Genomic DNA, 26,387 nt, shown 5'->3' on the forward strand with positions numbered 1-26,387 from the left:
CGGCCGGTGATCACCCGCGGCACGTCGATGCTGCGCCGCGCTCCTGTGACGCTCGCGCTGCTCGCGGGACTCTGGATTCTGGCGGTCGCGACGGGAAGCCTCCTGCACGGCCCCTCACGAGACCTCTCGCACAGCGTCTCGCTCGGGGTCCCGAGCTTCTCGGACGGACATGTCTGGGTGCTGTGGACGTCCGGAATGTTCGCATCCGGGCTCGGCGATTATCTCCTCGCGACGGTCGTCATCCTCGCGGTGGCCGTTCCTGTCGAGAACATCAGTGGGAGCGCACGGTTCGCGATCAGTGCCGTCGTCACCCAAGGTGCGGGCGCCGCATCGGCATTGGTGGCCGCTCACTTCGCCTCGCTGGTTCCGAACTCGTGGGGGCTCGACCTTCACGGCCATCTGATCGAGGACCCCCTTTCGTGGGTCATCGGCACGCTCCTGGCGGCGACCGCCGCCATGCCGACACTGTGGCGACGACGGATCCGCATGGTGGCGCTGGTCTTCCTGGTCACGACCGCATTGTTCGCCGGGCACCTGCAGGACGTGACGCGTCTCTGCGCTGCCGTCATCGGGTTGGCGCTGGGCCCGGTCCTGTTCGGCCGACACGGTCGCACGGCAACGCTCGGCGGCACCATCAGGGAACAGCGCACCCTCGTCGCCCTCGTGGTCGCGGCGAGTGTGCTGGGGCCGATGCTCGCGGCGCTCTCCCCACACGCCATCGGACCGCTGTCGGCACTGCGTGAGCTGTTCAACCAGGTTCCCTACACCGCCCGAGAGCTCGTGGACGTGTGCTCCGACCCGACGCTGCGCGGGGAATGCCGCAAGGGACGGGAAGCACTTCGGCTGTCAGGATTCGGCCCTGTGGTCGCGAATCTGATGCCGGCGGTCGTACTGCTCGTCGGTGCGGAGGGCTTACGACGGGGACGCCGGGCAGCGTGGCTGCTCGTCACATGGGGGCACGTGGCGCTCATCGCGGCGGCCGCAGCGAGCGTCGTGGTGCGGGTCACCGAACGGGACGAGACGCGGTCGCTGGTGTACGGAGTCCATCGACACGGTTCGCTCTACCAGGAATTGGCGCCGCTGTCGGCACTTCTCGCGGTGCTCATCGTGCTGTTGGCGACGCATCGGCTGTTCGATGTGCGTGCGCCCCGAGGAACGTACCGGCGTGTGTGGCTCGGGACCGTCGCCGCGGGTGCTGCTGCCCTTGTCGTCTATGTTGCGGTGGGAAGTCTGCTCGCCGACGGTTTCGATCGCGACCCCGGCCCGGTGACGCTGCTCCGCGATTTCGTCCACCGGCTCGTGCCACCGGTGTATCTGCAGTTGTTCGAACCGCCGGTGCTGCCGCTGACCACTCCCGCAACGGTGCTGTTCGAATGGGTGGGTACCACGGTGTGGATCGTGTTCGCCCTGTTGATGCTCCGCAGTTTCATGATTCCCGTGCTCGGGCACTCTCCCACCGACGAGCAGCGGGTTCGCGCGTTGTTGCGGTCGCCCGGTGGCAGTTCACTGTCGTGGATGATCACGTGGCCGGGCAACAGCTACTGGTTCAGCGACGACGGTGCACACACCATCGCGTATCGCGTGTATTCGGGTATCGCGCTGACCACCGGCGACCCGGTCGGTGATCCGGCGACCCGTGCGGAGGCGGTCGATGCGTTCGCGGCGCATTGTCAGCGAAGCGGGTGGACCCCGTGCTTCTACTCGGTCGGCGAAGAGCTCGCAGCGATCGCACGCGACCACGGCTGGAGTTGCGTGCAGGTCGCCGAGGAGACGGTCATCGACCTGCCCGATCTCGCGTTCAAAGGCAAGAAATTCCAGGACGTCCGCACCTCACTCAACCGTGCGTCCAAGCAGGGCATCGAGGCACGCTGGACCACCTTCGCCGATGCCCCCTTGTCGGTGACCTCACAGATCGTCGAGATCTCGGAAGAGTGGGTCGCAGACAAGGGACTTCCCGAAATGGGATTCACGCTGGGAGGTCTCGACGAGTTGAAGGATCCCGAGGTGCGGCTGCTGGTGGCACTTGATGCCGACGGGCATGTTCACGGCGTCACGTCGTGGATGCCTGTGTTCCGTCGGGGTCAGCTCGTGGGTCTCACGCTCGATTTCATGCGGCGACATTCCGACGGGTTTCCGCCGGTGATGGAGTTCCTCATCGCATCGGCCGCGCTATCCGCTCGGGAGGACGGTCTCGAGTTCCTCAGCCTGTCCGGCGCTCCACTCGCCAGTGCCACGGAGAATTCGGGCACCGACGAGCGAGGTGCACTCGACGATCTGCTGAAACTACTCGGTCAGGTCCTCGAGCCCGTGTACGGGTTCCGGTCACTGCTGTCGTTCAAGACCAAGTTCCAACCACGGCATCGACCCATGTACATGGTGTTCCCGGACGCCACAGCACTGCCCGGAATCGGGCTCGCAGTCAGCCACGCGTACTTGCCGAACATGTCGTTCGAGCAGGGACGGCAGCTGATGTCCCGGATCCTGCAGCGCTGATCGATTCAGGCGCAATCCATGCAGATGCTCTCGGCAGAATCGGCGAGACGATTGCGGTGTTGAACGAGAAAGCAACGCGTGCAAGTGAATTCGTCCGCCTGACGAGGAACGACACGGACGGTCAACTCCTCACCCGACAGGTCGGCGCCGGGCAGTTCGAACGATTCGGCCGTGTCGGACTCCTCGACGTCTGCCACCGCCGCCTGCGCAGAGTTGCGGCCGGGGCCCAAGATATCGAGCGACTCATCCTTGCTTTCGACCCTGGGGCGGTCATAGTCGGTTGCCATGGGCTCCTCCGTTCGTGGATGTTGGCAATTGCCGGTTACCGGTCTTGGTTGACCGATGGTAGAGCACAACACGCCGAGGGGAGGATTTATGCCCGATCACATGGGGAACAATTTTCTGACCCGGTTTCGGTTACTACAACCACGTGTCCTCGGAGACCGTGGTGAGAAACGCCTCGAGATCATCGCGCCACGGGGCCGGGGTGGTCTTCTCCGGCTCGATGCCGGTGTACTGACCGCGATAGAACAGCAGCGGCCGGCCCAGCTCGTCGCCCAGCTCGCTCAGTGAGGAGACCCGACCGAACACGACCCAGTGGTCGCCGCCGTCGTGCACGGTCTCGACGGTGCAGTCGATGTGCGCGAGAGATCCGGCGAGAATGGGTGAGCCGAGCGGCGACGACGTCCATTCGACACCCGCGAACTTGTCCGGTTCCCTGGACCCGAAGCGGGCGCACACGTCCTGTTGCTCTTCTCCGAGCACGTTCACACAGAATCGGCCACTGCGTTCGATCGCCGACCACGAGCGGGATTGCTTCGTGGGACAGAACAGGACGAGCGGCGGGTCGAGTGACAGCGCGGCGAACGACTGGCACGCGAATCCGACCGGAGCACCGTCGTCGTCGACGGTGGTGATGATGGTGACGCCGGTGCAGAACTGCCCGAGGACGGTACGGAACGTCCTCGGATCGAGGGGCGCGACCCCCTGCGACTGTTCGAATGCACCGGCGTCGCCGTCCGTGGGGACACTCATCACTGGAACCCCACCGAGAAATCGTGCCCCCACAGGCTCACGGCGGTCGATTCCCGGGCGATCCATCCCTCGTCCTCGACCTGCAGCCCTTCACAACCGAATTCGACGTCGAATCCGCCCGGTGTCTTCATGTAGAACGAGAGCATCTTGTCGTTGACGTGGCGGCCGAGGGTCGCCGACATCTTGACCTTCTTGCGCAGCGCACGGTCGAGTCCGAGCCCGACGTCGTCGGAGTTCTCGACCTCGATCATCAGATGCACGATGCCGCTGGGTGTAGGCATCGGCATGAACGCGAGACTGTGGTGGCGCGGGTTGCATCCGAAGAACCGCAGCCACGCTGGCTTACCGTCGGCCGGTCGGCCCACCATCTGCGGGGGCAGCCGCATCGAGTCGCGCAGACGGAAACCGAGGACATCGCGGTAGAAGCGCAGCGACTCCTCGTCGTCGCGGGTGGAGAGCACGACGTGCCCCAGGCCCTGCTCTCCGGTGACGAACGTGTGCCCGTACGGACTGACGACGCGACGGTGTTCGAGCGCGGCACCATGGAATGCCTCGAGTGTGTTGCCGGACGGATCCTGGAACACGATCATCTCGTCGACGCGGCGGTCGGCGATCTGCTCGGCGGTGCCTTCCTTGAACGGGACACCGGCGGCCGACAGGTTGTCGCGCACCGACTGCAGGTCGCCGGCATTCGCGGTCTCCCAGCCCGACACCAGCAGATGGTCGGTGTCGTGCGGTTCGATGACGAGGCGAGCCGGAAAATCATCCATGCGCAGGTACAGGGCGTCGGGATTCGTGCCCTTGCCCTCGATCATGCCCAGCACCTTGAGTCCGTAGTCGCGCCACGCAGCCACGTCGGTCGCGCCGATACGCAGATACGCGAGTGAGCGGATCGACATCACTTACCTCCGTCCGTGAGGAAATCCGCCGTGATCCGGTTGAATTCCTCGAACTTCTCGAGCTGTGCCCAGTGCCCGCAGCCGCCGAACACGTGCAGTTGCGCGCGCGGGATCATCTTGAGCGCGACGAGCGCGCCGTCGAGCGGATTGACGCGGTCTTCCCGCCCCCAGATCAGCAGGACCCGCTGCCGGAGTTTGTAGGCGTCGCGCCAGAGCATGCCGAGCTCGAAATCGGCGCCGGAGAACGACTTCCCCATCGCCTTTGCCGCAGCGAGTGATTCGGGGGCACTTGCGGCTTCGAATCGCTCGTCGATCAGTTCCTCGGTGACGAGCGACTGGTCGAACACCATGATCCGCAGGAAGGACTCGAGATTCTGGCGCGTCGGCTGGTAGCTGAACTTGCCGAGGTTACGCACCCCCTCGGTCGGGTCGGGGGCGAACAGGTTGACGCTGAGCCCGCCAGGCCCCATGAGGACGAGCCGACCGGCGCGACCGGGGAAGTCGAGGGCGAAACGCACTGCGGCGCCGCCACCGAGGGAATTTCCGAGCAGGTGTACCCGCTTGATACCGAGGTGGTCGAGCAGATCCTTCAGCGCGGTCGAGCTGTGCACGAAATACTGCGGGTGCTCGGTGGGCTTGTCGGACTTGCCGTATCCGGGCTGATCGACGCAGATGACGTGGAACTTCTCGGCGAGCACCGGGATGTTGCGCGAGAAGTTCGACCAGCCCGACGCACCGGGGCCACCGCCGTGCAGCAGCACGATCGTCGTGTCGTTGCGGACGCCTGCCTCGTGGTAGTGCAGGCGCAGATCGTCGCGGACCTGTGCGAAGCGGGACGTCGATTCGTAGGTGATCTCTTGCGTTGCAGTCACGGGCGGTCCTAAACCATCGTGTCGGTGAGCGGAAGGCCGAACTCGGCGCCGCCGAACATCACGTACGCGCGTTCGGCATCGTTGGCGGCGTGCACACGACCGGCGTGTGCGTCGCGCCAGAAGCGTTGGATGGGCGTGCCGTTGGCGAGTGCGGTGGCGCCCGAGTTCTCGAAGAGCCGGTCGATCGAGGCGATGGCGCGACCGGTCGCGCGGACCTGGTCGCGGCGGGCGCGCAGGCGGAGTTCGATCGGAACGTCCTTGCCTTCGAGAAGGTAGGCGTACTCGTCGGCGACGTTGCCCGACAGCTGGCGCCACGCGGCATCGATGTCGCTGGAGGCCTCGGCGATGCGGATCTTCGCGAACGGATCGTCCTTGGCCTTCTCCCCCGCGTAGGCGGCGCGCACACGCTTGCCCTGGTGCTCGACGTGGGCGTCGTAGGCCCCGTACGCCATGCCGACGATCGGTGTGGAGATGGTCGTGGGATGGATGGTGCCCCACGGCATCTTGTAGACGGGCGCGGTGTTGCGCTCGAGCCCGGGCGAGGTCAGGTCGTTCATCGTCTTGAAGCTCAGGAAGCGGTGTCGCGGAACGAACACATCCTTGACGACGATGGTGTTCGAGCCCGTGCCACGCAGTCCGACCACGTTCCACACGTCGTCGATCTCGTATTCCGAGCGCGGGATCAGGAAGCTGCCGAAGTCGACGGGACGCCCGTCCTTGATGACCGGACCTCCGACGACGACCCAGGTCGCGTGATCGCTGCCCGACGACCAGGCCCAGGCACCGTTGACCTTGTAGCCGCCGTCTACGACCTCGCCGGCGCCCATCGGTGCATAGGACGAGGAAATGCGCACATCGGCGTCCTCACTCCAGACGTCTTCCTGCGCCTGCTGGTCGAACAGTGCGAGGTGCCAATTGTGGACACCGATGATTCCGGACACCCAGCCGGTGGATCCGCAGGCACTCGCGATCGTGCGCACCGCGGTGTAGAAGGTGACGGGATCGGCCTCGTATCCGCCCCACTGTGCCGGTTGCAGAAGTTTGAAGAACCCGGACTCCTGAAGCGCCTTGATCGAACTGTCGGGGATGCGGCGAAGATCCTCGGCTTCCTGCGCGCGTTCCCGCAGGCTGGGCAGCAGAGCGTCGATCCGCTGCAGTACCTCGTGACTGTCGTGGTCACCCACTGGACGCTCCCGTCTGTTCAGGAATTGATCGCTTGGTTCGAGACTAGAACATGTTCTTATTTGTGTCGAGACCGGAGGAGTTCAGCGGCGCCACAGGTTCCGCTGGGACCAAAGTCCTCGTTCCCTTTCGGTCGCGGGCTAAATTCTATAACGTGTTCTACTAAGAGATCCGGAAGGAAGTGAGCGGACATGGCACAGATTCGCGAGATCGACGTCGGAGAGGCGCGGACACGATTCGCGCGGGGTTGGCACTGCCTCGGGCTGAGCCGCAGCTTCAAGGACGGCAAGCCGCACTCCGTCGAGGCCTTCGGCACCAAACTCGTGGTCTGGGCGGACAGCAACGGCGAGATCAAGGTGCTCGACGGCTACTGCCGACACATGGGCGGAGACCTGTCCCAGGGCGAGATCAAGGGCGATTCGATCGCGTGCCCGTTCCACGACTGGCGCTGGGGCGGCAACGGCAAATGCACCGATATCCCCTACTCGCGTCGCGTTCCCCCGCTCGCCCGCACCCGCGCGTGGACGACGATGGAGAAGCACGGCCAGCTGTTCGTGTGGAACGACCCCGAGGGCAACAAGCCACCGGAGAACGTCACGATCCCCGAACTCGAGCAATACGGGACCGACGAGTGGACCGACTGGACGTGGCACCAGATCGTCATCGAGGGTTCCAACTGCCGCGAGATCATCGACAACGTCGTCGATATGGCGCACTTCTTCTACATCCACTACGCCTTTCCCACGTTCTTCAAGAACGTCTTCGAAGGCCACGTCGCGGAGCAGTACCTCAACACCCGCGGACGCCCCGACAAAGGCATGGCCACCCAGTACGGCATGGAATCGAAACTCGAGTCCTACGCCGCGTACTACGGCCCGTCCTACATGATCAACCCGCTGAAGAACAGCTACGGGGGCTATGAGACCGAATCCGTGCTCATCAACTGCCATTACCCGATCACGCACGATTCGTTCATGCTCCAGTACGGAATCATCGTCAAGAAGCCGACCGGCATGAACCCGGAGCAGACCGACATGCTGGCCGCCAAACTGACCGAAGGTGTCGGCGAAGGCTTCCTGCAGGACGTCGAGATCTGGAAGAACAAGACCAAGATCGAGAATCCGCTGCTGTGTGAAGAAGACGGTCCGGTCTACCAGCTGCGTCGCTGGTATGAGCAGTTCTACGTCGACGCGGCCGACGTCACCGACAAGATGACCGGACGCTTCGAATTCGAGGTCGACACCGCCAAGGCCAACGAGGCCTGGGAGAAGGAAGTCGCCGAGAATCTCGAGCGTAGGGCGGCAGAAGAAGAAAAGCGTACGCAGGAAGCGGAGGTCTGACATGAGCGCCTCGACCCGAGAAGCCAAATGGGCGAAGTCCCCGGATTTCGCCGATCGCCCCGACCGGGTCGAGGCCATCGCAGCCCAGACCGCGATAGACAAGATCAACTATCTCGACTCGGGCCTCCACGAAGTCGCGTGTCGCGAGTGCGGCACATGCGTCCTCGTGCGCAAGAACAGCTACCGGCACACGAGCGTGCAGTGGCAGGACGACCCGAGCGCCGTGTGCCCGGTCCTCCGCGCCGACGCTGCAGACGCGGGCACGTCGATCACACCGCGCGAGGGCTGCCCGAATCTGCGCGCCAGCATCGAGCAGGCCGTGATCGACGGCACTTTGCCAGTGCCTGCCAAGGGTTCCGCGTAGGTGTTCCTACCCTCGAGATCGGAAACGTGTTTCGATCCTCAACTCTCGACTCGCGACCACCGCTCACGCAAAGGTGGACTTGACGCAGTTTCGTTCTATAACGTGTTCTACTTAACGTCTCTCCTGCCCTGACGGCACCGTAACCGGACCCACCGACAAGGTTTGCTCGACCCGACACGGTTGCGTTGAGCAACCCATCAATAGGAAGGAGGACGGCGCTTCCCTCCCTCGCGAACAGCGGAGTAGCCGCGCCGACCATCAGATGACAGTTCAGGAGTACGACATCGTCGTCGTCGGCAGCGGCGCCGGCGGCATGACCGCCGCGATCACCGCTGCCCGCAAGGGCGCAAGTGTCGTCCTGATCGAGAAGGCACCCCACTACGGCGGCTCGAGCGCGCGCTCCGGGGGCGGCGTGTGGATCCCCAACAACGACGCCCTGAAGGCCGCGGGCGTCGAGGACACCCCCGAAGCCGCACGCACCTACCTCCACAGCATCATCGGCGACGTCGTTCCCGCCGAGCGAATCGACACCTACATCGACCGCGGGCCCGAGATGTTGTCGTTCATCCAGAAGAACAGCGCACTCGAACTCGCTTGGGTGCCAGGATATTCCGATTACTATCCCGAAGCGCCCGGAGGGCGGGCCGGTGGCCGCTCGGTGGAACCCAAGCCGTTCGACGGCAACCGTCTCGGCGACGACCTGAAGCTCCTCGAGCCCGACTACGTCAAGGCGCCACCGAACTTCGTCATCACCCAGGCCGACTACAAGTGGCTCAACCTGCTCATGCGCAATCCGCGCGGCCCCCTGCGCGCAGCAAAGGTCGGCGCGCGATTCGTATGGGCCAAGATCACCAAGAAGAATCTGCTGGTCCGCGGTCAGGCACTGATGGCCGGACTGCGCATCGGCCTGCGGGACGCCGGTGTCCCTCTACTGCTCGACACCGCACTGACCGATCTCGTCGTCGAGGACGGCGTCGTGCGCGGAGTGCGCGTCGAGACCGGAGGTGAGGAACTCACCATTCACGCGAACAAGGGCGTCATCCTCGCGACCGGCGGCTTCGAACACAACGCCGAAATGCGTGAGCAGTACCAGCGTCAGCCGATCGGCACCGAATGGACGGTAGGCGCGAAGGCCAATACCGGCGACGGTATCCGCGCCGGCCAGGCCATCGGGGGCGCAGTCGATTTCATGGATGACGCCTGGTGGGGACCGTCGTTCCCCCTCACAGGCGGTCCGTGGTTCGCCTTGTCGGAGCGCAGCCTGCCGGGTTGCATGATGGTCAACAGCGCGGGCAAACGATTCGTCAACGAATCTGCGCCGTACGTCGAGGCCACACACGCCATGTACGGCGGCAAGAACGGCCGCGGCGATGGACCGGGCGAGAACATCCCGGCTTGGCTGGTCCTCGACCAGCGCTACCGAAATCGCTACACCTTCGCGGGAATCACTCCCGGACAGCCTTTCCCGAAGCGGTGGTTCAAGGCGGGCGTGATCGTCAAGGCCGACACGGTCAGCGAGCTCGCCGACACGATCGGTGTTCCGGCTTCTGCACTCACCGAAACCGTCGAACGCTTCAACGGTTTCGCACGGTCCGGCAAGGACGAGGACTTCGGTCGCGGCGAGTCGAAGTACGACCACTACTACGGAGACCCGCGAAACAAGCCCAACCCGAGCCTCGCGGTGATCGGTAAGGCGCCGTACTACGCAATCAAGGTCGTTCCGGGAGATCTCGGCACCAAGGGCGGTCTCGTCACCGACGTCGATGCCCGTGTCCTGAAAGAGGACGGCACCGTCATCGACGGCCTGTACGCGACCGGCAACGTCAGCTCCCCCGTGATGGGCCACACCTACGCCGGCCCCGGCGCCACCATCGGACCGGCAATGACCTTCGGATACCTGGCCGTACTCGACATTCTCCGCACGAACGGGTCCCGCTCCGCGGAAGACACCGTCGCGGATACCGCCGATCACACATAACCTGCGCCCATCCGGTGCCGAAGTGCGGCCCGCTCGTGAAGAAAGGACCTTCGTGCCCATCGATCTCTCAGTCGCCCTCGGCGCAGCACTCCCCGTCCAGGAATTCTCGTGGAGCAGCAGCGACGTCCAGCTCTACAATCTCGGCCTCGGAGCCGGCGCCCGCCCCACCGACGCCGGTGAGCTGCGCTACCTCCGCGACGGTGATCCTCAGGTGCTCCCCACGTTCGCGACGGTAGCCGCGACCTTCCACGACACGGAACCTCCGAAGGTCTCCTTCCCAGGGGTCGAGATCGATCTGGCGAAGGTCGTCCACGGCAGCCAGGAAGTGCAGGTCCACGCGCCCATTCCGGCATCCGGCAAGGGCCGCACCACCACTCGTATCGCCGAGGTGTGGGACAAGGGCAAGGCCGCGGTCATCGTGCAGGAATCCGTCACCGAGGATCTCGACGGGAACCCGCTGTGGACCGCACGGTCGTCGATCTTTGCACGCGGGGAAGGCGGCTTCGGCGGTGAACGCGGTCCGTCGGAGACCGTCGCACTGCCCGACAGCGACCCGGACGCCGAGTTCGACGTCCCGACCCTGCCTCAGCAGGCACTGCTGTACCGCCTGTGCGGCGACCGTAACCCCCTCCACTCGGATCCCGAGTTCGCGAAGGCCGCCGGGTTCCCGGCACCGATCCTCCACGGCCTGTGCACGTACGGCACGGTGTGCAAGTCGATCACCGACCACCTCCTCGATTCCGACGCGACACGTGTCGCGGGCTTCCGTGCCAAGTTCGCCGGCGTCGTGTTCCCGGGTGAGACATTGCGCGTGCGCGTCTGGAAGAGCGCGAACCAACTCCTTGCCACTGTCACCGTCGCAGACCGAGACCTCGCACCAGCCCTGGCCGATGTGGTGCTCGCCATCGCGTGAGACCATCCCTCCCGGAAAGTTGCTCTAAAACATGACAATTCGAGACTCCGCACCGAGCCTTTCCCGACGCGGCTTCCTCGCCGTCGGCGCCGGGGCGCTGGCAGCGACCGCCGTCGGCGGCTGGACACCCGCGCACGCAATTCCGTTCGGATCTTCCGACGCGACGCTTCCAGCGCCGCCGTCGTTCCCTGAGGGCATCGATCTGTACCAGCAGGCGTACCAGAACTGGTCCAAAGAGATCATGCTGGACTCGATCTGGACATGCGCACCGAACAATGCCGATGACGTGGTGCGGCTGACGAATTGGGCCCATGAGAACGGATACACCGTCCGGCCGCGGGGAGCGATGCACGGCTGGACGCCGTTGACGATCGTCAACGGCGCTCCGGTCGACCGGGTGATCCTCGCCGACACCATGCTCCATCTGAATTCGGTGAGCGTGAATCCGGGTGGCGACCCTGCCACCGTGACCGCCGGGCCCGGTGCGACGCTCGACGCGATCACCTCGGCATTGCAGGATCACGGACTCGGGTTCGCGAATCTACCCGCTCCCGGTGTCCTGACGATCGCAGGATCACTCGCGGTCAACGCCCACGGAGCAGCCCTTCCAGCCGATGGCGAAAGCAACGTTCCCGGACACACATTCGGGTCGCTGAGCAATCTCGTCACCGAACTCACCGCAGTCGTCTGGGACGGCAACAAGTATGCGCTGCGCACCGTCACCCGCGCAGATCCCGACATCACGGCGCTGCTCACCCACCTGGGACGGACGTTCCTGACCTCGGTGACGCTCCAGGCCGGCCCCAACTATCGCATGCGATGCCAGAGCTACACCGACATCGATTGGCATGAACTATTTTCTCCCGCAGGAACTTCCGGTCGTACATTCGAGTCGTTCATCAGCAGCACGGGCCGCGCCGAGGCCATCTGGTACCCCTTTACGGAAAAGCCGTGGATGAAGGTGTGGTCGCTCGCTCCGGAGAAACCGGCCGAGTCCCGCGAAGTCACGGGTCCCTACAACTACCCGTTCTCCGACAACGTTCCCGAGGAGATCACCGATCTGCTCGGGCAGCTGACGGCAGGAAATCCCCAGATCGCACCTCTTTTCGGTCAGACCTATTACGGAGTGACCGTTGCTGGGCTCGCCGCCACGGCATCGTCGGACATCTGGGGTTGGTCCAAGGACCTGCAGTTCTACATCAAGGCGACAACGTTGCGTCTCACCGAAGGCGGCGGCGCGGTACTGACGAACCGGGCCAACATCGCCAATGTCATCCACGATTTCACCCAGTGGTTCAACGAACGGATCGAGCACTACCGTGGGCTCGGTCAGTATCCGCTCAACGGGCCGGTCGAGATTCGTTGCTGCGGCCTTGATCAGGCGGCCGATGTGCGCGTGCCGTCTGCGGGGGCACCGACCATCTCGGCGACGCGTCCACGCCCGGACCAGCCCGAGTGGGACACCGCGATCTGGCTGAACGTGCTGGGAGTTCCGGGGACACCCGGCATGTTCGCGTTCTACCGCGAGATGGAGCAGTGGATGCGTCAGCGCTACAACGGCGGTGACTCGACGTTCCGCCCCGAGTGGTCGAAGGGCTGGGCGTTCGGCCCCGACCTGCCCTACACGGACGAGCAGATCATCACCCAGGGGCTGCCCGACACCTACCGCGAAGGTGTGCCGGCGGACGAGAATTGGGATACCGCGCGGGCGGTGTACAACCGGCTCGATCCGCACCGCGTGTACAGCAACACCTTCATCGACCGCCTGCTCCCCTGAGCCGACCGTTCCCACTCGACCCGACCGAGGTTCACGAGGTTTGTTAGGGTTCGCAATTATGCGAAGCCTTCGACATGTGATCGGTGCAGCAACGATTCCCCTGCTCGTCGTGGCGGGCGGTGCGACATTCACGGGTACCGCGTCGGCATTGCCCGACACCGGATCCGTCATCGCACCGTCCGGCTCCGACACCGAAGTCACGTTCGACGCCTCCGGGACCACCTTCCACGGCAGCCTTCGCAGCCCCGACGGCGAGGTCAAGGGCGCCGCGCTGCTGTTGCCGGGCAGTGGAGTCACCGATCGCAACGGCAACCAGGCACCGATGATGGTGGCCGATACCCTGCTTCGTGTCTCCGAGTCGCTCGCTGCCCAAGGCATCGCCAGCCTGCGCTTCGACAAGATCGGCGCGGGCGCCACCGGCCTCGGTTCATACGCACCCGAGACCGGCAACGTCTACGGATTCACCGATCAGGTCGACCATGCACAGGCCGCTGCCGAGCTGCTCTCCGAACGCACCGGGTTCGGGGTCGACGACATCCTCGTCATGGGACACAGCGAAGGGGGCCTGACCACGCTGGCGCTCGCAGAGCGCGGCGTCGGCGACGGCTACGGGTTGCTCGCACCGCTGTCGATGCGTTACCTCGACCTGCTGGGTGGCCAGCTCGAGTCCATCGCGCACTCGGGGCAACTCGCCGACGCCGACGCCGAGGCGCTGCGCAACGACATTCCCCGTGCCGTCGAGTCCCTCCGCACCACCGGCACCGTCCCCGAAGATCTGAGTCCGATCATGGTGCAGTTCGGCTTCAACGCGTACAACGCGACGTTCCTGGCCGAGGCCGACGCGCTCAACCCGCCGGACCTTGCCGCATCGCTCCCGGACGGCACCCCGGTCCTTCTGACGTGTTCCGACAAGGACCTCAACATCAGCTGCGATCAGATCGAGCCGCTGCGGGCCTCGCTCGAACACACCGATCTGCAGTTCGGACACTTCACCACGGCCAACCACACCCTCGAAGAACTCGGCCCGCTGCCCGCCGGCATCGCCGACGGGCCGGCACTGCTGCCCGCGTCGACCGAGTTCGCGACCGCAATAAACGGATGGGCCGCGCAGCGCGGAGCATGATGTCTCAGCGACTGACGGCCTTCTTGTAGCGACGGATCGCGAACGGCACGAACACGACCAGCATCAGAGCAGTCCACAACAGTGACGCAATGATGGGGTTCTGCAACGGCCACACCTCGGGTACCGGCATCATCGGATTGGTGTTGCCGAACAACTCGCGGACGGCCTGCGTCACCGCCGACACCGGGTTCCATTCGGCGAACGTGCGCAGCACGGGTGGCATCTGCGACGTGTCGACGAATGTGTTGGCGATGAACGACAGCGGAAAGATCACCATGAAGCTGGCGTTGTTGAACACCTCGGGCGTGCGGATCCACATGCCCACCACAGCCATCAGCCACGACAGGGCATAGGCGAACAGCAACAGCAGGAGGTATCCGGCGAGCGCCTCGAGGGGCGAGGAGTTGATGCGCCAGCCGACCACCAGGCCGGTCAGCGACATGACCACCAAGCTCACGATGTTGATGAGCACGTCGGTGGAGGTGCGGCCGATCAGCACCGCAGACGGTGCCATCGGCAGCGTCCGGAATCGGTCGATGATGCCCTTCTGCAGATCTTCGACCATACCGAGGCCCGTCCACGTGGCTCCGAAGATCACGGTCTGAGTGAACACGCCGGCGATGAGGAACTCCCGGTACGACGTACCGGGGATCTGGATCGCGCTGCCGAAGACATACGCGAACAACAGCACGAACATGATCGGCGACAGCGTCGTGAAGACGATCAGGTCCGGAACGCGCTTGATCTTGATCATGTTGCGTTTGGCGATGGTCAGGCCGTCGGATGCGGTCATCTGCAAGGTGTTCACGTCGTCGTCTCCTCGATCTTCTCCTCTGCCTCATGGCCGGTCAGGGTGAGGAACACGTCGTCGAGGGTGGGTCGGCGCAGCGTGACATCGGTGACCCGCACCCCGGCCTCGGCGACCCGCCCGAGTGCCGCAACGAGGAGTTCGGTGCCACCGGTGGCGGGCACGACCACCCGGCCCGATTCGATGCGGATGTCTCCGGCTGCCAGCTCCGCGAGAGCCTCACGCGCGGTCTCGAGCTGCCCAGCGTCGGGCACCACCAGCTCGATGCGTTCCCCGCCGACGAGCGACTTGAGCTCGTCGGCGGTACCGCGGGCGATGATGGTGCCCCGGTCGATCACGACGATCCGGTCGGCCAGTCGTTCTGCCTCGTCCATGTACTGCGTGGTGAGCAGCAGGGTGGTGCCACGTTCGACGAGCTTCTCGATGATGTCCCACAGATCGAGGCGGGCACGGGGGTCGAGCCCCGTGGTGGGCTCGTCGAGGAACAGCACGGGCGGCTCGGCGACCAGTGCACCCGCGAGGTCGAGCCGGCGCCGCATACCACCCGAGTAGGTCTTCACCGGGCGATCGCCTGCGTCGACGAGGTCGAATCGGCCGAGCAGCTCGCGTGCCCGCTCACGGCTTCGCTTGACACCGAGATGGTAGAGGCGCCCGACCATTTCGAGATTCTCGTACCCGGTGAGGTATTCGTCGACCGCTGCGTATTGACCGGACGCCCCGATCTGTGTTCTCAATGCTGCGGCCTCGGAGACCACATCGAATCCGGCAACCTCGGCGCGGCCACCGTCGGGGACGAGCAACGTGGTCAGCACGCGGATCGCGGTGGTCTTCCCGGCGCCATTAGGGCCGAGGAGCGCGGTGATCGTGCCCTCCGGAACATGAAGATCGATTCCGTCCAGCGCGGTGAAATCCCCGAACCTCTTGATCAATCCTTCTACGACAATGGCGTCGGCCATATGTTCTCCCCTGGATTTGGGTGCTCGCCCAGTGTGCATCAGGGCACCGACAGAACGCGACCGAATTTGCCCGCGCGGGCTCGGCGCGGAATTCGATCGAGTCTCTCCGTCAGCGCCCCGAACTGCTGTATTTTGTGAACACTGCGGGATTCGCTTCTGAACTCGAAAGCCGGTTCACCATGAGTACTGGTTGCGATTCGGATGGTGTCGATTCCGGGTCGGACACTCGATCCGGATCCGCCGTCGTCCTGGCGGTGTTGGCATCCGGCCAATTCCTCATGACGCTCGACAGTTCGGTGATGAACGTGTCGATGGCGACGGTCGCACAGGATCTGGGTACGACGATCACCGGCATCCAGACCGCGATCACGCTGTACACGCTGGTGATGGCGTCGCTGATGATCACCGGCGGCAAGATCGGCACCGCACTCGGACGACGACGAGCCTTCGGCATCGGTCTCGTGATCTACGGTGTCGGCTCGCTCGTCACCGGTCTTGCCCCGAATCTGTTGATCCTTCTGGTGGGGTGGAGTCTGCTCGAGGGCATCGGCGCGGCGCTGATCATGCCTGCGATCGTGTCGCTCGTCGCTGCGAACTTCCCACCGGAACGACGCGCGGCGGCGTACGGACTCGTCGCGGCAGCCGGCGCGATGGCCGTCGCCGTCGGGCCCTTGCTCGGTGGGGCGGTGACGACCTTCGCGTCGTGGCGATACGTGTTCTTCGGTGAGGTCGTCGTGGTGGTGCTGATCCTGCTGGTACTGCGGCGGGTGCGGGATGTGCCGCCGTCGCCGGTGTCGATCGATGTGCCCAGCGCGATCATGTCGATGCTGGGGCTGGCGACGATCGTGTACGGCGTTCTGCGGTCGAGCGAATGGGGCTGGGTGATCGCCACGCCCTCCGGCCCCGAGATCATCGGGGTGTCCCCGGTGATCTGGCTGATCATCGGCGGGTTGCTGGTCCTCTATGTGTTCATGCGACGGCAGCACTCGTTGGTCGAGAAAGGCCGCGACCCTCTCATCGATCCGGCATTGTTCGAGAACCGTCAGCTCACCGGCGGGCTGACGATGTTCTTCGCGCAGTTCGCGGTCCAGGCCGGAGTGTTCTTCTCGGTGCCGCTCTTCCTGTCGGTGGTGCTCGAGTTGAGCGCACTCGAGACGGGTGTACGGATCCTCCCGCTCTCGATCGCACTCGTCCTGGCGGCAGCAGGCATCCCCAAACTGTGGCCGCACGCGAACCCCCGCCGGGTGGTGCGGGTCGGTCTCGCGTCGATGATCGTCGGAATCCTGATCCTCACCGCCGGAATGGACCCCGGTGCCACAGCAGCCGTCGTGGCGATCCCGATGTTGTTCATGGGATTGGGACTCGGGGCGTTGTCGTCGCAGCTGGGAGCAATCACGGTCTCGGCGGTCCCGGAATCGCAGAGCGCCGAGGTCGGCGGCGTCCAGAACACCGCAACCAACCTCGGCGCATCGCTCGGTACGGCGCTGATCGGATCGATCCTGATCGGCACCCTCGCCACGTCGGTGGGCGCGGGGATCGCAGACAACCCGGAGATCCCCGCAACCGTTCAGGAACAGACGACCACCCAGATCGCACAAGGCGTGCCGTTCCTGTCGAACACCGAACTCGATGGTGCCTTGGACGCCGCGGGTCTCGACGAGCCGACCCGCGACGCCGTCGTCGCCGTCAACAGCGACGCTCGCCTCGAAGCCCTGCAGGTGGCATTCGGTGTGACCGCGCTGCTCGCGGTCGCGGCACTGTTCGGGACGGGCCGGCTACCGACGCGCGCCGTCGGCACCGGTCCCGAAGTCGCTAGCCCGTAACGCGCGCGGCGTTCCCGGCATCGATCGGCAGCACGGTGCCGCTGATGTGCGCGGCGGCCTCGTCGCAGAAGAACAGCACCGCGCGGGTGATCTCGGCGGGCTCGAGCCACGGCACCGGCTGTGCGTGCAGAGAGGTGAAGACCGGCGCGACGTCGTCGGCGGTGGGGTTCTCGAGATCGGGACGGAGCATGCCGTAGAGCGCGGCGTTGTGGATCATCGGCGTGGAGATGTTGCCGGGCGCGATGGCGTTGACGGTGATCCCGTTCTGCGCGAGATCCAGTGCAGCACTCTTGGTCAGGCCGATGACCCCCCACTTCGATGCACTGTAGGCCACCATGTTGGTGTTCCCGGCGCGCCCGAGCATCGACGAGATCGTCACGATCCGCCCGTAGCCGCGGTCGATCATTCCGGGCGACACCGCGCCGATCGTGTTGAACACACCCGTCAGGTTCGAGGAGATCGTCTCGTCCCACATGGCCTGCGGCATCGACTGGACCGGCGCCGCCGTCGACACCCCGGCGTTGGCGACCGCTATGTCGATGCGACCGAACTCGTCGTGGGCGCGTGCGACGAGCCCGTCCATCGCTGCGCGATCTGCGGTGTCGAGCTTCTCCGAGACCACCTTCGCACCGGCAGCTTCTGCCAGACGCACGGTTTCGGCGAGGTCGTCGTCGGTGGCGAGGGGATACCGCACGGCGGGCGAATCCTCACAGCGGTCGCACAGTACGAGGTTCGCTCCCGCTTCGGCGAATGCCAGTGCGTGCGAGCGTCCCTGACCGCGCGCAGCCCCCGTGATGAATGCGACCTTGCCCTCGAACCTGCTCATGCCGTTCCCTTCTCGATTCCGTACCTGCCGGACTCGGTCTACACCACGGACCGGCGACACGCCCGGGAATCTCCCGAAGACCGGGAATCCGATCAAGACCGCGCGAGCATCAGGCCGGACGTCGGTACTCCGGTACCAGCGGTGACGAGCACGTTCTCGACCGCGTCGACCTGGTTGACAGACGTACCGCGGATCTGGCGAACCGCCTCGGCGATGCCGTTCATGCCGTGGATGTAGGCCTCTCCGAGCTGACCACCGTGGGTGTTGAGCGGCAGGTGCCCGCCGAGTTCGATTCCACCACCGGCGATGAAGTCCTTCGCTTCCCCGGGCTTGCAGAATCCCAATTCTTCGAGCTGCATCAGCACGTACGGGGTGAAGTGGTCGTAGAGCACCGCGGTCTGCACATCCTGCGGAGTCAGGCCCGACTGGTCCCACAACTGGTTGCCGACGATGCCCATCTCGGGCAATCCGGTCAGGCCGTCCCGGTAGTAGCTCGTCATGATGTACTGATCCGGGCCGCTGCCCTGCGCCGCCGCCGTGATGATCGCCGGCGTCTGCTTCAGGTCTTGGGCACGCTCGGGTGTCGTGATCACCAGGGCCACACCGCCATCGGACTCCTGGCAACAGTCGAGAAGGTGCAGGGGCTCTGCGATCCAGCGCGAGTTCTGATGGTCTTCGAGGGTGATCGGCTTACCGTGGAAGAATGCCTTCGGGTTCGTCGCCGCGTGCTTGCGGTCGGCGACCGCGACAGCACCGAAGTCGGCGCTGGTGGCTCCCGTGACGTGCATGTAGCGCTGCGCGGTCATCGCGACGAACGAGGCCGGGGTGCTCAGGCCGTGCGGGTAGGAGAACGCGTTGTCGGTACCAGACGAATTCACCTGGGCCGCAAGGGCACTGTTGACCTGCCCGTAACGGGCACCGGAACGTTCGTTGAATGCGCGGTAGGCGACGACGACGTCGGCGACTCCCGTCGCGACAGCCATCGCGGCCTGCTGCACCGTCGCGGCGGCAGCACCGCCGCCGTAGTGGATGCGGGAGAAGAACTTCAGGCTCGGAATGCCCGCCGCTCGCGCGACCGCGACCTCGGTATTGGTGTCCATCGTGAACGACACCAGACCGTCGACGTCGGCCGGTGTGAGTCCGGCGTCGTCGAGGGCATCGGTCACCGCTTCTGCGGCGAGGCGCAGTTCACTGCGCCCGGAGTCCTTGGAGAAATCGGTCGCGCCGATTCCGACGATCGCAGCCTTACGCGACAGCCCACTCATGCGAGCCCTCCTTCGTATGCGCCCTCGCCTGCGAGGAACGTGGCTTTCGCGACGATGTGGCTACCGAGCGAGTTGCTGCCCACGATGTCGACGGTGATGACACCGTCGTCGTCGATGCCGGCGACGGTGCCGTTCAGCGTGAGCGTGTCGTACGCATACCACGGGACACCGAGGCGCAGCGAGATGGATTTGACGACGGCACGCGGCCCGGCCCAATCGGTCAGATACCGTTGCACGAGCCCGGTGTCGGTGAGGATGTTGACAAAAATGTCCTTCGAGCCGCGCTGCTGCGCAAGGTCGCGGTCGTGGTGGACGTCCTGGAAGTCCCTGGTCGCCAACGCCGTCGAGATGACGAAGGTCGGATCACCGTGGATGGACAGGGGCGGGAGCTTCTCCCCCACCGTCATCATGGGTGTACTCACGCGTCCTCCTCACGGGGCTGCCAAGCGTAGAGAGTCCAGGGGCTTCCGTCGGTCTCGTCGTCGCCCGGAAAATCGAGATAGGTTGCCTGGACGGGCATTCCGATCTTCACATCGGCAGGCGCGGCACCCCGCAGCTCGCCGAGCATGCGGATTCCCTCATCGAGCTCGACGAGCGCAACCACGAACGGCAACTGCCGCCCGGGCGCCTTCGGTGCGTGGTGCACCACGAAGCTGAAGACGGTGCCGCGGCCGGTCGAGACGACGTAATCGGTCGTCTCGTTCTTGTCGAGCCACAGCGCGGGGACCGGCGGATGCTGCAGTGACCCGTCGGGACGACGCTGAATGCGCAGTTCGTGTTCGGCGACACCGTCCCAGAAGAACTTCGTGTCGTGCGACACGGACGGCCGGAGCATGCGGGTCGGATCGAGGTCCTCCGGTACCTGCTGCGCTGCAACCGACTTCGACGCTCCATCATCCGCGGCGGGAGGCGCGAACTTCAGAATGCGGAAGATCATCTCGGCGACCGTTTCGTCGCCGACCTTCCAGATGTTGCGGGTGGTGAAGAACCAGCCCTCACCGAGTCCGGTCTTCTTGGGGCCGACGACGTCCTCGAGTGTGGACTCGATCGTCACCTCTTCGCCGGGACGAAGGTAGCGGTGGTAGATCTGGTCGGAATTGGTCGCGACCACCGATGTGTAGCCGGCCTCGTCGAGAATTTCGGTCATGCGGCCGAGCGGATCGTCCTTCTCACGTTCGGCGCCGAGGCCGCGCATCGTCCACACCTGCGCCATCGCGGGAGGCGCGACGAGACCGCCGTGGCCGGCGGCGATGGCCGCGGTTTCGTCGGTGTAGATGGGGTTGTCGTCGCCGATCGCCTCGACCCAGTTGCGGATCATCGGCATATTCACGGGGTCGCGTCCCGCGCGCGCGGCAGACGGCCCATCGCCGCGAACGCCGTCGGCGGACGCGAGTATCTCGTCGGGGGTGCTCATCGTGTTCGCCTCCGTCATCGCGGTACCCGGGGCATCCCGAGACCTGCCGTTGCGATCAGTTCCCGCATCACCTCGTTGACGCCGCCGCCGAAGGTGATGACGACGTTCCGCTTGGCCTGCATGTCGAGCCAGCTGAGCAGCGCGCCGGTGTCGGGGTCGGCGGGGTCGCCGTGCCGTCCGACGATCTCTTCGGCGAGCATGCCGACCCGCTGGATGCGTTCGGTGGCGAAGACCTTGGTGGCGGAGGCGTCGGCGATGTCGACTGCGTCGCCGTCACTCGAGGCGACCTGCCAGTTGAGCAGTTCGTTGAGCCGGTACGTCGCGTGGATCTCGCCGAGCGCACGGCGCACGTCGGGCTCGTCGGTGAGCTTGTGTTCGCGCACCCAGTCGAGCAGGTGCTCGTAGATGCCCGCGACCTTGCCGGCCGGTCCGAGCATGACGCGCTCGTGGTTGAGCTGGGTGGTGATCAGGCGCCAGCCCTTGTTCTCCTCACCGACGAGCATGCTCGCGGGCACCCGCACATCGCTGTAGTACGTGGCGTTGATGTGGTGCGCGCCGTCGGCGGTGATGATCGGGGTCCAGCTGAATCCGGGGTCGCTGGTGTCGACGATGAACACGGAGATGCCCCGATGGCGGGAGTCCGCGGATCCGGTGCGGGCGGCGAGCCAGATGTAGTCGGCGTCGTGACCGCCGGTGGTGAAGATCTTCTGGCCGTTGATCACATACTCGTCGCCGTCACGGACAGCGGTGGTGCGCAGCGCCGCGAGATCGGTGCCGGCTTCGGGCTCGGAGTAACCGATGGCGAAGTGGACCTCACCGGCGAGGATCGCGGGCAGGAACTTCTGCTTCTGCTCGTCGGTGCCGTACACCTGCAGGGTCGGGCCGACGGTCTGCAGCGTGACGCTGGGCAACGGCACGTCGGCGCGGACGGCCTCGTTGGCGAAGATCTGCTGTTCGACGTCGCCGAAACCGTGACCGCCGAATTCGACGGGCCAGCCGACGCCCAGCCAGCGGTCCTTGCCCATGCGGCGGATCACGTCACGGTAGGTGGGTCCGTGCCGCTCGGTCCGCATGATCTCGGCCTCGTCGGGCGAGATCAGGTTGGAGAAGTAGCTGCGCAGTTCGTCCTGCAATGCACGCTGGTCTTCGGTCAGTTCGATGAACACCGGGCCCCCACGAGGTCGAGTCGGTACGAAGCGCCGCCGAGCAGCCGCGCAATGTCCTTGGCTGTCGACGAATATCTGTGCATCGGATAGGTTTCGTCGACGCCGATGCCGCCGTGCAGGTGATGCAGTACGCGCATCGCCGGGAGTAGTTCCGCGGCGATCCAGTAGGCCGCGACGTCGAGATCGTCTGCGGCGTCGAGCCCCTCGGCGACCCGCCAGATGGTCGACAGGGCCGCCACGTGCAGGGTGCGGGCGGTGACGTACACGTCGGCGATCTGCTGCGCCACGGCCTGGAAGGCGGCGAGCGGCTTGCCGAACTGCTGACGTTCGCTCAGGTGCTTCGCGGTGAGTTCGGTGGCGCCGGTGAGCAGTCCGTCGGAGTATGCGGCGATCGCGGTGGTCGCGAGGCGGTACAGGGTCTCGACGTCGGATGCCGGCTCGGCCCCTGCACCGAGCCGGATTCCGACTGCGGAGTCGAGTTGGACGGAGAATTCGGGGGTGTGTGCCGACGTGGGGCTCTCCCGCAGGGTCACCCCGTCGGCGTCCGGAGCCACGGCGACGACACCGGCGGCGGTGGGCACGAGAATGCTGCGTGCCCGATCCGCGTAGGGCACCGCGACGAACGAACCGGTGACCGCGACACCGCCGTCGGCCGCGACGGCCGTCGCGGCGGGTGTCTGCGGGAAAGGACGGCCCGGCTCGGCGAGCGCCGCGGTGAGGACACCACCGCCGGCGACCCCGCTCAGCAATTCGTCCTGCTGCTCGTCGGTGGCCAGCGCGAGTACGGGCAGCACACCGAACCCGATGGTGGGCAGCACCGGGATCAGCGCCGCAACGCGGCCGACCTCGGTGAGGACGGTGAGCGCCTCGGCAACTCCGAGCCCGGAGCCACCGAGCCGTTCAGGCAATGCCAGGGAGAGCAGATCCGCACCGGCGAGCGCGGACCACAGTTCGTCGGAGCCCAGACCCCGACCGAGCAGGTCGGCGGCGACTCCGGCCACTTCCTCCTGCGTCTCGTCACGTGCGAAATCCACCGTAACCACCTTCTAATTAGAACGTGTTCTAGTTGTAGCACTATTTCGATGTCTACGAAACCGCCGTCGGCTCGTATCGTGCATGACCCGACACGCCGACGGCGAGCCCGTCCCGACCTTCGGGACTCGCCGCACCCCGACCTCCGACCTCGTCAACTCCTGGTCAGTTCCTGGGCAGTCCCAGAAGGCGTTCGGCCGCGACGGTGAGCAGGATCTGCTCCGTACCGCCTGCGATCGTCAGACAGCGCAGATTGAGATACTCGCGCGTGAGTGGACCCTCCACCCATCCGGCCTCCCCCGCGAGATCCATCGTGAGCTCCGCGGTGTCCTGACGCTGACGCACTCCGATCAGCTTCCGCACGCTCGACGCCGGGCCGGGATCCTGACCCTCGAGCTGCGCGAGAGTGGTACGCATGTCCAGCAGCGAACCGACCAGCGCCTCGCCGATCTGAGTACCGATCCGGTCGTCGGCCACCGCGTCGCCGGGTGCAGCCGAGGCGAGGAGTTCTTCGATTGCGGGGCCGAGCGACGATTTCCCGCCCATCGCGACCCGCTCGTTCGCGAGCGTGGTCCGTGCGAGTTTCCAGCCGCCGCCGAGCGAACCGACAACACACTCGTCGGGCACGAACACCGAGTCGAGGAACACCTCGTTGAACAACGCGTCGCCGGTGATCTCCCGAAGCGGTGCCACAGTGATGCCCGCGGACTTCATGTCGACGAGGAAGTAGGTGATGCCCTTGTGTTTCGGAGCGTCCCGGTCGGTGCGGGCCAGGCAGATGGCCCAGTCGGCCTCGTGTGCAAGTGAGGTCCACACCTTCTGCCCCTGCAGCGTCCAGCCGCCGTCGACCTTTTCCGCGGTGGTGCGCAGGGCCGCGAGGTCGGATCCGGCGCCGGGCTCGGAGAAGAGCTGACACCACACGATTTCGCCGCGCAAGGTGGGCATCGCGAAACGTTCGATCTGCTCGGGGGTGCCGTGCTCGAGGACGGTCGGCACCGCCCACCAGCCGATCACCAGGTCCGGCCGCGGGATTCCTGCGGCGGCAAGCTCTTCCTGGATGAGGAGCTGTTCCACCGGGCCGGCCCCGCGCCCGTACGGAGCGGGCCAGTGCGGTGCGAGACAACCGGATTCGGCGAGCGCCACCCTGTGCTCGGACTCAGGGCGCGCCGCGATCGCCGCGACCTCGCCGCGGATGCGTTCGCGATCGGCTGCGTGCTCCGACAGGTCGATACCGAGGTGACGGCGAGCGCCTGCTCGGGTCAGATCGGTCAGGCGCGCGCGCCACTTGGTTGAGCCACCGAGCACCTGCCGCGTGGCAACCGCGCGCCGAAGGTAGAAGTGCGCGTCGTGTTCCCAGGTGAAGCCGATTCCGCCGAGCACCTGGATCGCGTCTTCGGCGGTCTTCACAGCCGCATCCAGCGAGACCGCCGCAGCGACGGCGGCCGCGACGGGCAGTTCGGCCGGATCGGTGTCCACGGCGACGGCTGCGTCCCAGGCGAGGGCACGGATCTTCTCTGTCCTGCAGAGCATTTCCGCGCACAGGTGCTTGATGGCCTGGAACGAGCCGATGGGTTTACCGAACTGCTCGCGGATCTTGGCGTACTCGACGGCGGTGGTCAGCGCCCAGCCTGCGACACCGGCGAGTTCGGCCACCGAGAGCGCCACGGTGAGATCGCGGACGAACCCTGAGGGAACCTGGACCACCCGATCGGCAGGTACGACCGTTCCGTCGAACCGCACCCGCGCGAGCGGACGCGACTTGTCGATCGTGTCGAGCACGTCGAGGTGCATGCCCGGGGCGTCGGGATCGACCAGCCCCCAGCGTTCGGGGCCGTCGGTGTCGAGCCGGACAAGGACCGAGACACCGGACTCCGCCGCGATCACGGCGCCGGCCTCACCGGTGAGTACGACCCCGTCAGCGGTGGGCTCGGCAGCGACCGGGTCGAGTGCGACGGCCGTGGGTAGAGCGCCCTCCGCGAGCAGCGTGGCCGTCTTCGCCGCCGAATCTCCGCCGCGGCCGAACACGAGCGCAGCGACGGCGGTGGTCACGACGGGGCCGGGAGCGAGTTCGTACGCGGCCTGTTCGAGCATGACGGCCAGGTCGACCACGGTCGCACCGAGCCCACCGGCCTCCTCCGGAACAGCAACGCCGAACAGTCCGATTTCGGCGAGCGACGTCCAGCCCTCGCGCCACGCGTCGTCGGGGTGCCGACGTATCCTGGACACCGGCTCCACGGCTCGTGACCAGGCCTGAACAGAAGCCTGAACGGCCCGCTGCTCCTCTGTCATGGCAATACTCACAGCGGGTCTCCGACCTTTCGAAATGACATTCTTACCTAGAACGTGTTCTAATATGACACCGGTTCAGAGTCAAGGTGTGAGGAAAACGATCTATGGCCACCCCGTCTCGCTCGCGTTCCAATGGCAACGGAACCCTGACCGCCCTCACCGAGGACGATCTCAGTTCCAACGCCCAGAAGGAACGGCGCAAGCGAATTCTCGATGCCACCCTGACGCTCGCGTCCAAGGGCGGGTACGAGGCCGTGCAGATGCGCGCGGTGGCGGAACGCGCCGATGTCGCGGTGGGCACGCTGTACCGGTACTTTCCGTCGAAGGTGCACCTGCTGGTCTCTGCACTCGGGCGTGAGTTCGCCCGCATCGAGGGCAGGGGAAAGATCCCTCCCGGCCACAGCCCCCTCGAACGCATGCATCTGATCCTGAGCCTGATCACCAAGGCCATGCAACGCGACCCGCTGCTCACCGAGGCCATGACGCGGGCGTTCATGTTCGCCGATGCATCGGCCGCCGCGGAGGTCGACCAGGTGGGCAAGCTCATGGACCGGCTCTTCGCCAAGGCGATGAACGAGGGCGAGCCCACCGAGGAAGAACTCGCGGTCGCGCGCGTCATCAGCGATGTGTGGTTGTCCAACCTCGTGGCGTGGCTGACCCGCCGGTCCTCGGCCACAGACGTCGCACGTCGGCTGGAACTGACCGTCGACCTGCTGCTCGGCGATTCCCCGCGCGAGGCGTACTCCACGCCGGGTGGCGCCGAGTCGCGCGGCGATTCCTGAGCCGAACGACTCTTTCGGCCTGCACACCGACGATGTAACACGAAACACCA

23 protein-coding genes are annotated in these 26,387 nt (G+C 65.6%); 9 read left to right on the forward strand and 14 right to left on the reverse strand.

Annotated elements, in window-relative coordinates:
• Positions 1–27: 27 nt before the first annotated feature.
• Positions 28–2,493, forward strand: a complete 2,466-nt coding sequence (locus ACZ46K_RS29920; protein ID WP_464749506.1) for a bifunctional lysylphosphatidylglycerol flippase/synthetase MprF — start codon at positions 28–30, stop codon at positions 2,491–2,493.
• Positions 2,494–2,498: 5 nt separating this feature from the next.
• On the opposite strand, the gene ACZ46K_RS29925 is transcribed toward ACZ46K_RS29920, so the two are convergent.
• The 5 genes from ACZ46K_RS29925 to hsaA all read right to left on the reverse strand — a co-directional run bounded on the left by ACZ46K_RS29925 (position 2,499) and on the right by hsaA (position 6,483).
• Positions 2,499–2,780, reverse strand: a complete 282-nt coding sequence (locus tag ACZ46K_RS29925) for a DUF4193 domain-containing protein (protein WP_054805048.1) — start codon at positions 2,778–2,780, stop codon at positions 2,499–2,501.
• Positions 2,781–2,913: 133 nt separating this feature from the next.
• Positions 2,914–3,528 carry a 3-hydroxy-9,10-secoandrosta-1,3,5(10)-triene-9,17-dione monooxygenase reductase subunit gene (gene hsaB, locus ACZ46K_RS29930; RefSeq protein ID WP_054805057.1) on the reverse strand — a complete coding sequence of 205 codons (615 nt, stop codon included), beginning with the start codon at positions 3,526–3,528 and terminating at the stop codon, positions 2,914–2,916.
• Complete coding sequence (gene hsaC, locus ACZ46K_RS29935; protein WP_054805058.1) at positions 3,528–4,427, reverse strand: iron-dependent extradiol dioxygenase HsaC; 900 nt, start codon at positions 4,425–4,427, stop codon at positions 3,528–3,530. Before hsaC ends, hsaB begins: the two co-directional genes overlap by 1 nt.
• On the reverse strand, positions 4,427–5,299 hold the full coding sequence (gene hsaD / locus ACZ46K_RS29940) for a 4,5:9,10-diseco-3-hydroxy-5,9,17-trioxoandrosta-1(10),2-diene-4-oate hydrolase (protein WP_054805049.1): 873 nt from the start codon (positions 5,297–5,299) through the stop codon (positions 4,427–4,429). Before hsaD ends, hsaC begins: the two co-directional genes overlap by 1 nt.
• Positions 5,300–5,307: 8 nt before the next feature.
• Positions 5,308–6,483 carry a 3-hydroxy-9,10-secoandrosta-1,3,5(10)-triene-9,17-dione monooxygenase oxygenase subunit gene (gene hsaA, locus ACZ46K_RS29945; RefSeq protein ID WP_464746311.1) on the reverse strand — a complete coding sequence of 392 codons (1,176 nt, stop codon included), beginning with the start codon at positions 6,481–6,483 and terminating at the stop codon, positions 5,308–5,310.
• 189 nt (positions 6,484–6,672) lie between these two features.
• Between hsaA and ACZ46K_RS29950 the strand changes: the two genes are divergently transcribed.
• From ACZ46K_RS29950 to ACZ46K_RS29975, 6 genes are all read left to right on the forward strand, one after another.
• Positions 6,673–7,821 (forward strand): Rieske 2Fe-2S domain-containing protein, encoded by a 1,149-nt coding sequence (locus ACZ46K_RS29950; protein WP_054805050.1) that lies wholly within the window; start codon positions 6,673–6,675, stop codon positions 7,819–7,821.
• 1 nt (position 7,822) lies between these two features.
• The gene (locus ACZ46K_RS29955; RefSeq protein ID WP_054805051.1) at positions 7,823–8,185 is read left to right on the forward strand and encodes a hypothetical protein; all 363 of its coding nucleotides are present in this window, start codon (positions 7,823–7,825) and stop codon (positions 8,183–8,185) included.
• Positions 8,186–8,447: 262 nt separating this feature from the next.
• A complete protein-coding gene (kstD, locus tag ACZ46K_RS29960; RefSeq protein ID WP_464746312.1) occupies positions 8,448–10,163 on the forward strand; it encodes a 3-oxosteroid 1-dehydrogenase in 1,716 nt (571 codons plus the stop codon).
• A 52-nt stretch (positions 10,164–10,215) separates the two neighbouring features.
• Positions 10,216–11,076, forward strand: coding sequence for a MaoC/PaaZ C-terminal domain-containing protein (locus ACZ46K_RS29965; RefSeq protein ID WP_464746313.1), 861 nt, complete (start codon positions 10,216–10,218; stop codon positions 11,074–11,076).
• A 31-nt stretch (positions 11,077–11,107) separates the two neighbouring features.
• Positions 11,108–12,853 (forward strand): cholesterol oxidase substrate-binding domain-containing protein, encoded by a 1,746-nt coding sequence (locus ACZ46K_RS29970; RefSeq protein ID WP_054810347.1) that lies wholly within the window; start codon positions 11,108–11,110, stop codon positions 12,851–12,853.
• A gap of 76 nt (positions 12,854–12,929) precedes the next feature.
• Entirely contained in the window at positions 12,930–13,976 is a 1,047-nt protein-coding gene (locus tag ACZ46K_RS29975) for an alpha/beta hydrolase (protein WP_464746314.1), read from the forward strand.
• A 4-nt stretch (positions 13,977–13,980) separates the two neighbouring features.
• Here the strand turns inward: ACZ46K_RS29975 and ACZ46K_RS29980 are convergent, their stop codons facing one another.
• Positions 13,981–14,769, reverse strand: coding sequence for an ABC transporter permease (locus tag ACZ46K_RS29980; protein ID WP_464749507.1), 789 nt, complete (start codon positions 14,767–14,769; stop codon positions 13,981–13,983).
• An 11-nt stretch (positions 14,770–14,780) separates the two neighbouring features.
• Positions 14,781–15,740, reverse strand: coding sequence for an ATP-binding cassette domain-containing protein (locus ACZ46K_RS29985; RefSeq protein ID WP_464746315.1), 960 nt, complete (start codon positions 15,738–15,740; stop codon positions 14,781–14,783).
• Positions 15,741–15,919: 179 nt separating this feature from the next.
• Between ACZ46K_RS29985 and ACZ46K_RS29990 the strand changes: the two genes are divergently transcribed.
• Positions 15,920–17,563, forward strand: coding sequence for an MFS transporter (locus ACZ46K_RS29990; protein WP_464746316.1), 1,644 nt, complete (start codon positions 15,920–15,922; stop codon positions 17,561–17,563).
• On the opposite strand, the gene ACZ46K_RS29995 is transcribed toward ACZ46K_RS29990, so the two are convergent.
• From ACZ46K_RS29995 to ACZ46K_RS30025, 7 genes are all read right to left on the reverse strand, one after another.
• On the reverse strand, positions 17,553–18,389 hold the full coding sequence (locus tag ACZ46K_RS29995; protein WP_464746317.1) for a mycofactocin-coupled SDR family oxidoreductase: 837 nt from the start codon (positions 18,387–18,389) through the stop codon (positions 17,553–17,555). The genes ACZ46K_RS29990 and ACZ46K_RS29995 overlap by 11 nt on opposite strands.
• 92 nt (positions 18,390–18,481) lie before the next feature.
• Positions 18,482–19,654, reverse strand: a complete 1,173-nt coding sequence (locus ACZ46K_RS30000; RefSeq protein ID WP_464746318.1) for a lipid-transfer protein — start codon at positions 19,652–19,654, stop codon at positions 18,482–18,484.
• Complete coding sequence (locus tag ACZ46K_RS30005) at positions 19,651–20,064, reverse strand: MaoC family dehydratase (RefSeq protein ID WP_464749508.1); 414 nt, start codon at positions 20,062–20,064, stop codon at positions 19,651–19,653. The genes ACZ46K_RS30000 and ACZ46K_RS30005 overlap by 4 nt, the downstream gene beginning before the upstream one ends.
• Before the next feature lie 8 nt (positions 20,065–20,072).
• Positions 20,073–21,086, reverse strand: a complete 1,014-nt coding sequence (locus tag ACZ46K_RS30010; protein ID WP_464746319.1) for a bifunctional MaoC family dehydratase N-terminal/OB-fold nucleic acid binding domain-containing protein — start codon at positions 21,084–21,086, stop codon at positions 20,073–20,075.
• Positions 21,083–22,234, reverse strand: a complete 1,152-nt coding sequence (locus ACZ46K_RS30015) for an acyl-CoA dehydrogenase family protein (RefSeq protein WP_054810659.1) — start codon at positions 22,232–22,234, stop codon at positions 21,083–21,085. Before ACZ46K_RS30015 ends, ACZ46K_RS30010 begins: the two co-directional genes overlap by 4 nt.
• Entirely contained in the window at positions 22,219–23,268 is a 1,050-nt protein-coding gene (locus ACZ46K_RS30020; protein ID WP_464746320.1) for an acyl-CoA dehydrogenase family protein, read from the reverse strand. The genes ACZ46K_RS30015 and ACZ46K_RS30020 overlap by 16 nt, the downstream gene beginning before the upstream one ends.
• 163 nt (positions 23,269–23,431) lie before the next feature.
• Entirely contained in the window at positions 23,432–25,567 is a 2,136-nt protein-coding gene (locus ACZ46K_RS30025) for an acyl-CoA dehydrogenase (protein ID WP_464746321.1), read from the reverse strand.
• Positions 25,568–25,659: 92 nt separating this feature from the next.
• Between ACZ46K_RS30025 and kstR the strand changes: the two genes are divergently transcribed.
• Positions 25,660–26,337 (forward strand): cholesterol catabolism transcriptional regulator KstR, encoded by a 678-nt coding sequence (gene kstR / locus ACZ46K_RS30030; RefSeq protein WP_464746322.1) that lies wholly within the window; start codon positions 25,660–25,662, stop codon positions 26,335–26,337.
• Positions 26,338–26,387: the final 50 nt, after the last annotated feature.

This window comes from Rhodococcus sp. JCM 9793 (genome assembly GCF_055380405.1).

Excerpts from the sequence above, each read along its gene's own strand:
- ACZ46K_RS29920 (WP_464749506.1), top strand. The coding sequence starts at position 28 with ATGCTGCGCCGCGCTCCTGTGACGCTCGCGCTGCTCGCGGGACTCTGG.
- ACZ46K_RS29925 (WP_054805048.1), bottom strand. The coding sequence starts at position 2,780 with ATGGCAACCGACTATGACCGCCCCAGGGTCGAAAGCAAGGATGAGTCG.
- hsaB (WP_054805057.1), bottom strand. The coding sequence starts at position 3,528 with ATGAGTGTCCCCACGGACGGCGACGCCGGTGCATTCGAACAGTCGCAG.
- hsaC (WP_054805058.1), bottom strand. The coding sequence starts at position 4,427 with ATGTCGATCCGCTCACTCGCGTATCTGCGTATCGGCGCGACCGACGTG.
- ACZ46K_RS29950 (WP_054805050.1), top strand. The coding sequence starts at position 6,673 with ATGGCACAGATTCGCGAGATCGACGTCGGAGAGGCGCGGACACGATTC.
- ACZ46K_RS29955 (WP_054805051.1), top strand. The coding sequence starts at position 7,823 with ATGAGCGCCTCGACCCGAGAAGCCAAATGGGCGAAGTCCCCGGATTTC.
- kstD (WP_464746312.1), top strand. The coding sequence starts at position 8,448 with ATGACAGTTCAGGAGTACGACATCGTCGTCGTCGGCAGCGGCGCCGGC.
- ACZ46K_RS29970 (WP_054810347.1), top strand. The coding sequence starts at position 11,108 with ATGACAATTCGAGACTCCGCACCGAGCCTTTCCCGACGCGGCTTCCTC.
- ACZ46K_RS29980 (WP_464749507.1), bottom strand. The coding sequence starts at position 14,769 with ATGACCGCATCCGACGGCCTGACCATCGCCAAACGCAACATGATCAAG.
- ACZ46K_RS29985 (WP_464746315.1), bottom strand. The coding sequence starts at position 15,740 with ATGGCCGACGCCATTGTCGTAGAAGGATTGATCAAGAGGTTCGGGGAT.
- ACZ46K_RS29990 (WP_464746316.1), top strand. The coding sequence starts at position 15,920 with ATGAGTACTGGTTGCGATTCGGATGGTGTCGATTCCGGGTCGGACACT.
- ACZ46K_RS29995 (WP_464746317.1), bottom strand. The coding sequence starts at position 18,389 with ATGAGCAGGTTCGAGGGCAAGGTCGCATTCATCACGGGGGCTGCGCGC.
- ACZ46K_RS30000 (WP_464746318.1), bottom strand. The coding sequence starts at position 19,654 with ATGAGTGGGCTGTCGCGTAAGGCTGCGATCGTCGGAATCGGCGCGACC.
- ACZ46K_RS30005 (WP_464749508.1), bottom strand. The coding sequence starts at position 20,064 with ATGATGACGGTGGGGGAGAAGCTCCCGCCCCTGTCCATCCACGGTGAT.
- ACZ46K_RS30010 (WP_464746319.1), bottom strand. The coding sequence starts at position 21,086 with ATGACGGAGGCGAACACGATGAGCACCCCCGACGAGATACTCGCGTCC.
- kstR (WP_464746322.1), top strand. The coding sequence starts at position 25,660 with ATGGCCACCCCGTCTCGCTCGCGTTCCAATGGCAACGGAACCCTGACC.